Below are 12,797 nucleotides of genomic sequence, written 5' to 3' on the forward strand. Positions count from 1 at the left end.
CTGCGATCAGCCGCCGACCTGCTGGTTGTAGCCGTCGACGATGTTCTGCAGGGCCTTGTCGGCCGACTGCTGGCCGTTGATCGCCTTGCCGAGTTCCGTCTTGGTCGGGTCCTCGGTCAGGCTCTTGCCCTTCAGCACCCACTGCGTCTGCGCGTTGTTGAAGTAGCCGGAGATCGGGTCGTACAGCGGGATCTCCTCGTTGTAGAGCTTGAACGCCGCCTGCGCCGCCTCGGACTTGAAGGGGTAGGCCGGGTTCAGGCCGCTCTCGACCGGCAGGAAGCCGGACGTCTCGCACAGCACCTTGTAGTGGGCCGGCTCGTACAGCCAGGTCAGGAACTTCGTGGCGGCCTTGGCGGCGTCGCCGTTGTTGTTGAAGCCGACCACCATGCCGCCGCTGTTGACGTCACTGGCCTGCACCGGCTGGGCCGGGGTCGGGACGCTCGCCCACTCGAACTTCTTGATGCTGTCCGCGAAGGAGGCGACCTGCCACACGCCGGACCAGTAGGCGACCACGTCACCGCTCTGGAACATGGCGGACGGGTCGGCGCCGGAGGTCCACACCGACTTCGGCATGATCTTGTCGTCGTTCCAGCCGACGAAGGTGTTCACGGCCTTCTTGGTCGCCGCGTCCACCGAGAACTTGCCGGAGTCGTCGGCGTGGACGTACTTGCCGCCCAGCTCGTACACCATGGCGCGCAGCCGCGACGGCGACTGGTCGAAGGTCAGGGAGTACTTGGCCTTGGTCTTCTCGCGGACCGTGTTGGCCGCCTTGATGAACTCGTCCCAGGTCCAGGTCTTGTCGGGCGAGGTCGGGTAGTCGACGCCGGCCTTCTCGAACAGCGACTTGTTGATGAACATGCCGGACGCGGTGACGTCCGAGGGGATGGACAGCACCTTCCCGGAGGAGTCCTTCGCGAGGAAGTTCTGGTTGATCTTGTTGCTCTTGTTGTCGGCGATGGACTTGAGGTCGAGCAGCTTGTTCGACCAGATCGGGTCCAGCGCCGGGACGGCGGCCACGTCGGGCAGGGAGTTCGCCTGCGCGGCGTTGTGCAGCTTCGTGGTGTAGCCGTCGTAGGGAATGTTGACGAGCTTGATCGCGACGCCGGTCTCCTTCTTGTACTGCGCCACCATCTTCTTCCAGCCCGCGTCCTGTCCCGGAACCGTGGAGATCCAGAACGTCAGCGACTTGGAGGTGCCGCCCGAGCCGGAGCCGCCACCACAGGCGGTCAGCAGCAGGGCACCTGCCGAAGCCACGGCAGCGAGGGGAACCAGGCGGCGCACACCGCCGCGGCCGAGTCGGCGAGAGCGCCGCACACCCACAGTGGTCATCTTCGATCCCATTTCGTGATTAGGGGACGGAGCACGGCGCCGACAGGGGCGGCACGGGTGCATTGTGCAAGAAAGGGGTGCTTTCCCAGGGCGCGGCCTCGCCCGGCCGCGTCGCCTTGACGGGTGGGATCCCCGGCCATGAGGGCCGTCGTCGCACGAGCTCACCCTCGTGCGGCTGCCGTACGTCGCGTACGGCCGGGACGCTCACCCTGAGCCGGTGTTCCCGACCGGCTTAGAAAGCGCTTGTCCGGACATTGGCAGACCGATGCGGAACCGTCAATCCTTCGTCCGCAGGGTGTGGGTCACGGTTTGGACTCCCCGGGCCACCGCGAGCCGTGCGGCCCCCACCACGGTGCCTAGCTCGCCGAGCGTGCTGCTGACGACCTCGGTGGGCCAGCTCAGCCGCTGCAGCTCGGCCCGCACCCCGGGCAGGAGCTGCGGATCGGAGCCGGTGCTGCCGCCGAGGACGAGCAGGCCGGGGTCGAGTACGGCGGTCACGGCGGCGGCCAGCCGGCCCACGTCCACGGCGTGCCGGTCGACGACCGCGCGGGCCGCGGCCCGCCCCTCGCCGGCCAGCGCGAAGAGCTGCTCCGCGGTGTGCGGGCAGGGCCCCTCGCCGTCCCGCCAGGCCTCCTGGGCCCGGCGCAGCAGGGAGCGGGCGCCGATGTACTCCTCCAGCGCCTCGTGGCGCGGCTCGAGGTCGTCGTCCCAGGGATAGGGCAGCCGGGCGAGCTCTCCCGCGGCCCCGTTGGCACCCGAGAGCACCCGGCCGCCGACGACGATGCCGAGACCGATGCCGACGCCGATCCGCAGATAGCCGAAGGTGTGCCGGCCCTGGGCGGCGCCCTCGTGCAGCTCGGCGAGGGCGGCGCAGTTCACGTTGTTCTCGAGGTGGACGGGCACGCCCCGGGGCAGCGTGACGGCCACGGCGTCGAAGACGGGCCCGGCCTTGGCGGTGGCGGGCCGCATGCCCGCGCCGTCCTGCTGTGCGGCGACGTCACCGACGGCGACGACGATGGAGCGCACGGGCGCGTCGGCGGGCAGCGTGAAGAGCGCCTCGCGGACGACGTCGGCGGCGTCGGCCCGGGAGCCGGTGGCCTCGGCGAGCAGGGAGCCGTCCAGGGCGCAGCCACGGACCCGGGTGAGGGCCGGCCCCAGGTCGATGGCGAGTACGGCACCGGCGGCGGGTCCGAGCCGGTAGACGGCGGCGTTGCGGCCCGTGCCGCTGGACGCGGTGCCGGAGTGGGCGGCGAGCCCGACGCTCTCCAGCTCCGCGACGGCGGAGGACACCGTCGGCTTGGACAGCCGCGCCAGGCTCGCCAACTGCGGCCGGGTCGCACTGCCCGCCTCGGCGAGCACGGTGAAGACAGCGTTGGCGCTCTCGGTCAGACGGGGGGCGATCGCCACGTCGTGTTCCACATATCCCCCACAGGTCACGGGCCGCGCTCCCGGTTCGATCGCGTTCGATCGACTCGGCGGAAGGCGGCGACGGTATGGCTCGGGCAGCACGCGTTCCCGCCCCCGCGGCGGCCCGGACGGGCCTACCCAGGGGTCGAGCGTGTGAAGCCTCTTGACGCACTGTACTTCGTTAGTTAACTTCCTAACGAACGTCACGGTACTCGCCTGCCGTGGTCCGTCAGAAGCCCGTCCCGGGGCTTCCCTAGCTCCTCAACTGCCCTTCCTCCAGGCACGGTTCGCCCGCCGTCGCAGCACTACGCAACGACGAAAGAGGATCCGTGCAGGAAGCCTCGTTTTCCGGCCCTCTCGTGCTCGGCATCGACGTGGGCGGCACCAAGACGCACCTGCGTGCGCTCGCGGGAGACACCCCGGTGGCCGACCATGTGCGCTTCAGTGTGGGCTGGCGGCCGCACGACCCCGTGGCCGCCGCCGGCTGGCTGGCCGCGCTGATCGCCGAAGCCCTGCCGCCGGGCGTGCGCCCGTCCGCGCTCGCCGTGGGCGGGCACGCCTGCGAGACCCCTCGCCAGTGCGCCCAGATCCGCACCGCACTCCAACTCCACTTCGACGTCCCCGCGCTGGTCGTGGGCGACGCCGAACTCCTCGCGCCCGCGGCGGGCCTGGACAAGGGCGTCGGCCTGGTCGCCGGGACCGGTTCGGTCGCGGTGGGCAGGACCGCCGACGGCGCGCTCGTCCAGGTCGGCGGCTGGGGCGCGGTCCTCGGCGACGAGGGCGGCTCGGCCGGTCTGGTCCGCGAGGCCGCCCGCGCCGTATGGGCCGCCCACGACCGCGGTGAGGAGCCCGACGCACTCGCCGCCGGGCTCGTCGCCGCGTTCGAGGTGCCCGAAGTACCGGCCCTCGGCGCGGCGCTGGAAGGCGCCCAGGACGTCTCCGCCGAGTGGGGCCGCCGCGCCCCGGCCGTGTTCGCCGCCGCCGCAGCGGGCTCGCACCTCGCCCGCACGGTGATCGCCGACGGCGGCCGCGCACTCGCCGCCCTGGTCGCACGCCTCGCCGCACGCGGCGTCGCGGTCGACGACGTGGTGGTGGCGGGCGGCACGATCCTCGCCCAACCCCTGTTGTACGACGCCTTCACCACCGCCCTCGCCGAGAGCGTCCCGACAGCGCGGCCACAGCCGCTGCGGGTGCCGCCGGTCGCGGGGGCGGTGGCGCTGGCGCGTTCACTTCTGTGACACCCGCCGGACGCCGGGCCCACCCCCGTCCGACACGACTCGCCCGTAGATCTTCGCTCGTACGCCGCAGAAAGCGCATACGGCCCGTCCGTCCTCCCGCGCCCCACGGCGGTCCTTCGCACGACTCCCCCGGCCGCACGGCCGAGGAGCCCGAGAGCAGAACTCAAGAGAGGCAGCCGCATGCCGTCAACCGCCGGGCACCGCTCGCACTCGCCGGCCACTGAACCCGCCCCGAGCAGAAGGGGGTTCCTCCGCACCTCCCTGGGCGTGTCGGCCGGGGTACTGGCCGCGCCCACCTTCGCCTCCTGGCTGGGCGCCGCCGACGCCAAGGCCGCCACGGCCCCGCTCGCGTTCGTCGACGACTACAAGACGAACCTCCCGACGAACCTCACGCCCGAGACCAACGCGGTGGTCCGTGCGCTCGGCGGGTTCGCGCGGATATGGAAGACCGGCGGCGCCTGGAACACCGGCACGCCCCTGCGGCCCGAGATCCTGCGCGCCAACATGCGCTACTGCGCCCGCCTCACCGCCGCGCGCACGGACGCACAGGCGAAGGAGGCGTTCCTCTACGACCGCCAGCACCAGAGCTACGCGATGATCGCGGGCCTGGGGCCGCTGGCCGACCTGTACAAGGCGGGCGCCAAGGCCGTCACGTCGATCACCAGCGCCCCGGACGGCACCCCGCCCGCCAAGATCGACGACGCGGTCCCCGCGGACGCCCCGGCCGGCTCCGCGCTCGGCGCCGGCTCGCACGACTCGGCGCTCGGCAAGGTCGCCGAACTGGTCGACACGGTGCGCGGCAACTGGGCCTCGGGCAACCCGTCCAAGTACGCCTACCAGTACCCGCGTCCCTGGCGCATGAACGAGGACAGCGAGGTCGTCGACACCGGCGCGAAGGACGCGCTGGGCTTCCCCGTGTACGACTCCGAGGTGATCGTCGCTCCCCAGCTGCTGCGCCAGCGCAACACCTCCCCGACCGACGACGGCGGCTTCCCCAGCGGCCACACCAACGCCTTCCACCTGGCAGGCCTGGCCTACGCGTACGCCGTGCCGGAACGCTTCCAGGAGCTGGTGACGCGGGCCTTCGAGCTCAGCCACACGCGGATCATGGCGGGCATGCACTCCACGGTCGACGTCATGGGCGGCCGCATCATGGCCACCGCCCTCGCCGCCGCCACGCTGGCCGACCCGGCGAACGCCGACCTCAAGGCCGCCGCCCGCGCCCAGGCCCTCGCCTTCTTCCAGGCGAAGACCGGCACCACGGCGGACACCCTCTTCGCCTACGCCCACCCGGAGTCCGGCGACGCCTACGCCGACCGCGACGCCAACGCCCGCCTGGTCACACCCAAGTTGACGTACGTCCTCACCCGGCACGGCCGCAGCGAGCCGCTCACCGTGCCCAAGGGCGCCGAGGTGCTGCTGGAGACGCGGCTGCCCTACCTGGACGCGGACCAGCGGCGCGAGGTGCTGCGCACCACCGCGCTGCCCTCGGGGTACGTCCTGCTGGACGGCTTCGAACAGTGGGGCCGCCTCAACCTGTTCGCCGCGGCGGACGGCTACGGCTCCTTCGACACGGACGTCACCGTCACCCTCGACGCGTCGGCCGGCGGCTTCCGGGCGGCCGACAGCTGGCGCAACGACATCGACGGCTGCGGCGGCCTGACCAAGCGGGGCACCGGCACGCTCACCCTGACCGGGCACAACCGCTACACGGGCGGCACCGTCGTGAAGGAGGGCGTCCTGGCCGCGGCCTCCGCGCACGCCCTCGGCCACGGCGCCGTCCGCGTCTCGGGCGGCACGCTGACGGTGGCGACGGCCAAGTCGGTGCAGATCCACGGCGGTTACGCCCAGGAGACCGCGACGCTCGACGTCACGCTGCGCACCGGCCGCGGTCCCGCGCTGGAGATCACGCGGCGCGCGGTGCTCGGCGCGGGCAGCGTGCTGTCGCTGCGCCTGGACACCGAGAAGCCGCCGGCCGTCGGCAGTGTGGTCCGCGTGCTCAGCGCGGCGGGACTGCGCGGCCGGTTCGACCGGGTGGAGCTGAACTCCGAGACGCTGCGGGCCGTACCCGTCTACACGGCGGAAGGTCTGTCGGTACGACTCCTGAAGCGGTGACGTCCCCGCGGGGCGGGAGCTGATGCAGAGTAGGCGCATGAGGCGTCCTCGCATCGCTCCCGCTCCCGTGCGGCCCCGGTCATCGCGGGGCGGATGATGGCGCGCGAACTGCACACGGTCCTCGACCGGGAGCCCCTCCCCACCGCCCCCGCGCGCCCGCCGCGTCGGCGGCCCTGGCCCGTGCCGCTCCTGGTGTGCGTGCTGCTCGCGCAGATGGCCGTCGCGATGGTGACGACGGCGGTGCAGCAGACGCCGACGATCGACGAGCCCGTGTACGTGGCCACGGCCACCGACTATCTCCACGAGCACCGCGTCCGCTACAACCCCGAGCACCCGCCGCTGGGGAAGCTGGTCATCGCGGCCGGCCTGGCGTTCGCCGACCCGCACTACGATCTGTCCTTCGCCGGCGACCAGGGGCAGGTCGGGCGGCATCTGCTGTACGAGTCCGGCAACGATCCCTGGCGGGTGATGCTGTGGGCCCGGTTGCCGGTGATCGCGCTGACGCTGGCGTTCGGGCTGGTCGCGTTCGCGTTCGCGCGTGACCTCATGGGCCGGGCGGGCGGTCTGGTGGCCCTCGCCCTGTACGCCTTCTCCCCCGACCTCATCGCCCATGGCTCCCTCGCGACCCTCGACGTGCCGGCGGCCGGGTTCCTGCTGACGTCGGTGTGGCTGCTGTGGCGGGCCCGGCACCGTCCCCGGCTGTACGTGCCGCTCGCCGGGGTGGCGGCCGGGGCCGCGCTGGCCACGAAGATGAGCACGCTGGCGGCCGTTCCGGTGCTGCTGGCACTCGCGGCGTGGTCGGTGTGGCGCGCGGCCGCCGAGACCGGGGGCGGGAGCGGGGCCAGGGCCGGGGAGCGCAGCGCGGGGGGCGTGGCATCGGCTGCGGGGGGCGCTGCGGGAACGGCCGCGGGCGGCGCGGCGACGGTCACGGGCGGCGCGGCGACGGTCACGGGCGGCGCGGCGACGGTCACGGGCGGCGCGGCGACGGTCACGGGCGGCGCGGCGACGGTCGCGGGCGGCGCGGCGGAGACCGCGGGTGGCGCGGCAGAGACCACGGGTGGTGACGCGTCGGTCGCGGATGGCATCACGCCACTCGCGGGCCGCGCGGCGGCGGAGGTCGCGGGCGGCGGGGCGGAGACCGCGGGCGGCGGGGCGGAGACCGCGGGCGGCGGGGCGGAGACCGCGGGTGGCGGGGCGGAGACCGCGGGTGGTGACGCGTCGGTTTCGGATGGCATCACGCCACTCGCGGGCCGCGCGGCGGCGGAGGTCGTGGGCGGCACGGCGGAGACCGCGGGCGGCGCGGCGACGGTCGCGGGCGGCGCGGCGACGGTCGCGGGCGGCGTGGCGGAGACCGCGGGTGGTGACGCGTCGGTCGCGGGCCGTATCACGCCGCTCGCGGGCCGCGTCGCGTCGGCCGGCGACGGCATCGCGTCGGCCGGCGACGGCACCACGCCGACCGCCGCCGGCGCTGCGTCGGCCGTACGGAGTCGGCGGCGGGCGCTGTGGCGGGCGCTTGCCGGGGCCGTCGTCGTGGCGCTGGGCGCCCTGGTCGTCGTATGGGTGTCGTATCTCGTGGTCGATCCGCGGCTGCGGTGGGCGCCGGAGGAGCCGGTGCCGGTCGTGCACGGGCTGCGCGCGGTGCTCGTCGATCTGCTGCCGTTCCCGGAGGCCTACCGGGACGGGATGCGGGTGCAGTTCGGGTTCGAGGACTACCCCTGGCAGGGCTTCCTGTTCGGGCGGCTCTACACCGGGTCCCTCTGGTACTACCTGCCGGCCGCGCTGCTGGTGAAGACGCCGCTCGGCATGCTCGCCCTGTGGGCCGCCGGTGCCGTCGCCGTCGTGGCGGTGCGGCGGTTGCGGCCCGCGGCGCCCTACCTGCTGGTGCCCACCGCCGTGCTGCTCGGCGCGGCCATGACCGGGTCACGGGACTTCGGCACCCGGTACGCGATCTTCGTGCCGATGTTCCTGGCGGTGGCGGCGGGCGGGGTGCTCGCGCTGCGGCTGCGGAGGGCGGCGGCGGTGACCGGGGCGCTGGTGCTGTTCGTCGCGGTCAGCTCGCTGCGGACGTACCCGTTCTACCTGCCGTACTCCAACGAGGCGTTCGGGGGTCCGGACCGGACGCATCTGCGGCTGCACGACTCCAACGTGGACTGGGGCCAGGACCTGGGACGGCTCGCCGACCGGCTCCGGGAGCGGTATCCGGGCGAGCGGATCTGGCTCGTGTACAAGGGCGCCGGAGTGCCGTCCTACTACGGCATCGAGGCGGCCGATCCGCGCAAGGCGCCGGCGGCCGAGGTGCGCGGACTGCTGGTCGTGTCGGACTCGGCGGCCGCGAAGGCCACGGGCCGGCTGGCCGAACTGATCGACAGTGCCCGTTCGATCGACCATATTGGTCATTCGATCACGGTCTACCGACGATGACACCCGCCCCTCGTGAGCCACTTGAGCATGCGTCCGCCGGGCTCCGAGGGCCGGTCCACAACCCCTGGTCACGGCGGTGCGTGAGCTATGTTGAGGCACTGTGGAAGACAAAGGAGACGCACCCGTGCCGTCGCTGCAGCAGGCACGTGCGCAGGCATCCGCGATCACTTCGGGGAAGTCGGTTCCGGAAGCGGAGGCCTCACCGACTTCCCAGCTCAGGACCCTCTTCGACCGGCCACGGCTGTCTCCCGGGCAGCGCCGGATCGCGCAGTATCTGATCGAGCACATCACCGAGGCGGCGTTCCTTTCGATCACCGACCTCGCGGAGCGGGTCGGCGTCAGCCAGCCGTCGGTGACGCGGTTCGCGGCGGCGGTGGGGTTCAGCGGCTACCCGGCGCTGCGCGAGAAGTTGCAGTCGATCGCGCTGGGCACGCTGGCCGGCGGGCCCGCGGCGGCCGAGGAGAACCGGGGCAACGAGCTCCAGGCCGCGGTCGACGCCGAGATCGAGAACCTGGAGAACCTGCGCCGTGACTTCGCCGACCCCGACCAGGTCATCGACATCGGCCGCGAGTTGTCGGCGTCGACACCGCTGACCGTGCTCGGGGTGCGCATCTCGGTCTCGCTGGCGGAGTACTTCGCCTACGCGGCCCGGCGCGTCCATCCCGACGTGCGGCTGGTGACGCTGGGCGGGAGCGTCGCCTACGACGCGCTGCTGCAGTCGCGCGAGGCGGGCGGCACCTGGGTGCTGGCGTTCTCGATGCCCCGGCACGCGCAGGAGACGCTCACGGCGGTGCGGGTGGCGCGCAGCGCGGGCCTGAAGGTCGCTCTCATCACCGACCTGGCGCTCGGGCCGGTCGCCGACGAGGCGGACGTCGTCTTCGCCACCGGCACGGGCTCCCGCCTGGTCTTCGACTCCTACGCCGCTCCCGGCGTGATGGCCGCCGCGCTGCTCCAGGCCATGACCGACGCCGACCCCGAGCGCACGCAGGCGCGGCTCGAGGAGTACGAGCAGATCTCCGAGCAGCACCAGTTCTTCCTGCGGGACTGACCCGCACCCTCGGCCCCTTCGGCCACTCCCGACGAACATCCTCACAAAGGGATCAACCCGCCCAAATCACGCATGAATGTTTTCATACGCCTTGCAAAGAGGACGGCATATATAAATACTGCTCACGGATCGCGACCGGGCCGCTCCCGGAAGGCGTTCCGCACCCCCGTCCCCACAGCCGCCACACCCCGCAGTTCCCGCAAGCACGGACATCCGAAGCCCGCCGTCTCCTACCCGCGTCGGCGCCCCGGATGCCCGGTCGGGCCTCGCCTCAGCGAGTGCCCGTGGCGGCGGCCCCGGTCATCCCCTAGGCCGGGGCCGCCAAAAAAACCGTCGGACCACCCCACACGACGCCGCACACCCGGAAGCGATCACCATGACTGTGACGACGACGACACGCATCAGCCCGGACTGGCCCTGCCAGGTCAAGCTGCCCGGCAGCTACGACTGGGAACGCTCGGCCGCCAGGTGGCTGCGCGAGCTGGTGCCGGCGCGCTACGCCAGCTACCCGGCGTTCATCCGCCACCCGGTCCTGCTGGCCCGGCATGCGCAGATCCAGGTCCAGCACGAGATCCGGGTCGCGCGCACCGCGCTGCAGACGGCCCGCGCCGACCTGCCGGGGCTCGGGCTGCCCGAGTCGGTCATCGAGCACACGATCAAGCTGTACGCGGCCGAGGTGATGCAGCTCCAGCACATCGCGCGCAGCGTCCGCGCGGTCACCGGCGCCTTGATCGACCACAGCGCCGGGCGATGACGCCGTACGTGGGCGAAAGTTCCCCGACCGGGCACTTTCGCCTGAAGACGGTCCCGGCAAGACGACCGTCGCGGTGCGTTCCGTGTGCGATGCTCATGGCGTGACGAGCGAGCCCGCCATCCCAGCGGAGTCCGGTTCCGCGCCCGACACGGTCGCGCTGGCCAGGATCGTCGCCAGGCAGCGTGCCGAGATGGACCGGCTGCGGGACCAGGCTGCGACCTCGGCCGTCGTGGAGCGGGCGAAGGGGGCTGTGATGGCCCTGACCGGCTGTTCCCCTGACGCCGCCGGGGAGGAGCTGGCCAGGCGTGCCAAGGCCGCCCACCGCACGTTGCTCGAGGAGTGCTGGCTCACCCTCGGCGACCTGGTGCCGCCCCTGACCGCCGCGACGCCCGAACCCGGTACCCCTGCCACCGTGCCCGAGGTCCCGTTCGCCCTGCGCAGCACCGCCGACCTCGGCCGGCTCGGCAAGGCCCTGGTCCGCGTGGGCACACCCCAGGACCTGGCCCGCTGTCTGCTCGAACACCTGTCGCCGGGCGCCGAGGCCGACGCGATCATGATCTTCGCGCGGCTGCCCGCCGGTGGCCTGGAACTGATCGGGCACGCCGGCATGGACGAGACGCTGGCCGCCCAGTGGCGCCAGGTGCCGCCGGTCAGCGGGGTCGCCGCCATCGAAGCGCTCCGCAGCCGGGAGCCGCGCTGGCTGGAGGACATCGACGCGGACAGCGAGCGGTACCTCCTCATCGGCGACCCTCCCGAGCGCTGGCGGTCCCGCGCCTGGGTGCCCGTGGTCGCGCGGGAGACGGCCGAGATCTGCATCGGCTTCCTGCGCGCCCGGGGCGGGCCGTTCACGCCGCACGAACGGGAGCACCTCCTGGCGGTCGCCCGGCTGTGCTCCGGCCGGCTGCGCGCCTTCGACGCCCGCACCGAGCCGGCCGGCGCGGGCCCCGTGCAGGAGGTGTTCGACGCACTGCCCGGCGCCAGTCTGCTGCTCACCCCGGTGCGCGCCGCGTCCGGCGAGGTCGAGGACTACCGCGTCGCCGCCGCGTCCGCGGAGGCGTTCGACGCAGTCGGCCGCACCGGCCGCGAACTGATCGGCCGGCGGCTCCTGGAGTGCTTCCCGGACCTCGCGGGCGAACCGCTGTGGCACGGCTGCCTGCACACGCTGACCACCGGTGAACCGTACGACGGCGAGCCCTTCGCCCAGCAGGCGATGGTCGCCGGGGTCGCCGAACTGTCCACCTACACGGTGCGGGTGGCGAAACTGGGCGGTGCGCTCGCCGTCACCTGGATCCGGCACGACTCCTCCGACCTCCAGGAACAACGGCTCGCCGACGTCCAGCGACTGGGCAACCTCGGCTGGGCGAACTGGAACCTGCTCACCCATGAGGTCGGCTGGTCCTCCCAGGTCTACGCCGTGCTCGACCGCGACCCCGCCGCCGGCCCCCTGCGCATCACCGCGCTGCCCGAACTCGCGCTGGCCGAGGACGCGCCCGCGCTGGCCGGCGCCCTCGGGGACCTCGTGCGGCACGGCCGGCCGCTCGCCATGCCCTTCCGGATCAGGGCCGCGGACGGCGTCCGGCACCTGCGGATCGTCGCCGAGGCGGTCACGGACGTGCAGGGCAGCCCGGTCGAGGTGCACGGCTTCCTCCAGGACCTCACCGCGCAGCGCAGCGCCGAACTCGCCCTCGTCGAGAGCGAGCAGGCCATCATCACGCAGCACGACGTCCTGCGCGCCGAGCGCACCCTCGCCGCCAGCCTCCAGCACGCGCTGCTCCCGCTGCCCACCCGCCCGCTGCGGCTGGCCGGACTGCGCGTCGAAGTCGCCTATCTGCCCGCCCAGTCGGGGGTCCATGTCGGCGGGGACTGGTTCAGCGCCATCGAACTGCCCGACGGTGACGCCCTGTTCGTCGTCGGCGACGTCGCCGGGCACGGCCTCGACGCCGTCGCCACCATGGCCCAGCTCCGGTTCACCGCCAAGGGCATGGTCATCACCGGCTCGTCGCTGACCGGTGCGCTGGCCCGGCTCAACACCCTGCTGCTGCACTCCCGCGACTCGCACGGCACCGCCACCATGGTCCTGGCCCGCTACTCCCCCGCCGAACACCGGCTGGTGTGGGCCCAGGCCGGGCATCCGCCGCCGTTGCTGCACCGCGACGGCGAGATCCGCTATCTGGACCGGCCGGGCGGCATGCTCCTCGGGGCGAGCGCCTCACCGGCCTTCGAGGAGGCCGACATCCGGCTGGAACCCGGCGACCGGCTGCTGCTCTACACGGACGGGCTGGTGGAGCAGCCGCCGGAGGGCATCGACCGCGGGCTGAAGCGGCTCTCCGAGGCGGTCCTGAGCCATGGGGCCGACGGACCCGCCGCACTGCGCCCCCTGTTGACGGACCTGCTCGAAGGGGAGCGGCGCGACGACGTGTGTGTGGTGGACATCCGGGTGCCGCACGACGAGATCTGACCTCCCGACCGACCGGTCGCCGGTCAC

The 12,797-nt window shown here is 73.1% G+C and carries 8 protein-coding genes; 6 read left to right on the forward strand and 2 right to left on the reverse strand.

The features are described from left to right. Positions 1-6 precede the first annotated feature (6 nt). Positions 7-1,329, reverse strand: coding sequence for an extracellular solute-binding protein (locus ACFUO4_RS03830; protein WP_383479620.1), 1,323 nt, complete (start codon positions 1,327-1,329; stop codon positions 7-9). A 276-nt stretch (positions 1,330-1,605) separates the two neighbouring features. Continuing rightward, complete coding sequence (locus ACFUO4_RS03835; RefSeq protein WP_383479622.1) at positions 1,606-2,736, reverse strand: ROK family protein; 1,131 nt, start codon at positions 2,734-2,736, stop codon at positions 1,606-1,608. A 329-nt stretch (positions 2,737-3,065) separates the two neighbouring features. On the opposite strand from ACFUO4_RS03835, the gene ACFUO4_RS03840 reads away from it, so the two are divergent. The 6 genes from ACFUO4_RS03840 (at position 3,066) to ACFUO4_RS03865 (ending at position 12,770) form a co-directional block, all read left to right on the forward strand. Further along, positions 3,066-3,974: a BadF/BadG/BcrA/BcrD ATPase family protein gene (locus tag ACFUO4_RS03840; protein WP_383479624.1), complete on the forward strand. Its 909-nt coding sequence runs from the start codon at positions 3,066-3,068 to the stop codon at positions 3,972-3,974. Between the two features lie 180 nt (positions 3,975-4,154). Beyond that, a complete protein-coding gene (locus ACFUO4_RS03845; RefSeq protein ID WP_383479626.1) occupies positions 4,155-6,089 on the forward strand; it encodes a phosphatase PAP2 family protein in 1,935 nt (644 codons plus the stop codon). Positions 6,090-6,182: 93 nt separating this feature from the next. Continuing rightward, entirely contained in the window at positions 6,183-8,510 is a 2,328-nt protein-coding gene (locus ACFUO4_RS03850) for a phospholipid carrier-dependent glycosyltransferase (protein WP_383479627.1), read from the forward strand. Positions 8,511-8,634: 124 nt separating this feature from the next. Further along, complete coding sequence (locus ACFUO4_RS03855) at positions 8,635-9,558, forward strand: MurR/RpiR family transcriptional regulator (protein WP_383479628.1); 924 nt, start codon at positions 8,635-8,637, stop codon at positions 9,556-9,558. Between the two features lie 376 nt (positions 9,559-9,934). Continuing rightward, positions 9,935-10,312 carry a hypothetical protein gene (locus ACFUO4_RS03860; protein WP_383479629.1) on the forward strand — a complete coding sequence of 126 codons (378 nt, stop codon included), beginning with the start codon at positions 9,935-9,937 and terminating at the stop codon, positions 10,310-10,312. A gap of 100 nt (positions 10,313-10,412) precedes the next feature. Further along, on the forward strand, positions 10,413-12,770 hold the full coding sequence (locus ACFUO4_RS03865) for a SpoIIE family protein phosphatase (RefSeq protein WP_383479630.1): 2,358 nt from the start codon (positions 10,413-10,415) through the stop codon (positions 12,768-12,770). Positions 12,771-12,797: the final 27 nt, after the last annotated feature.

Origin of the sequence: Streptomyces sp. NPDC057280 (assembly GCF_042668605.1) — a bacterium.
In the GTDB taxonomy this organism is placed as follows: domain Bacteria; phylum Actinomycetota; class Actinomycetes; order Streptomycetales; family Streptomycetaceae; genus Streptomyces.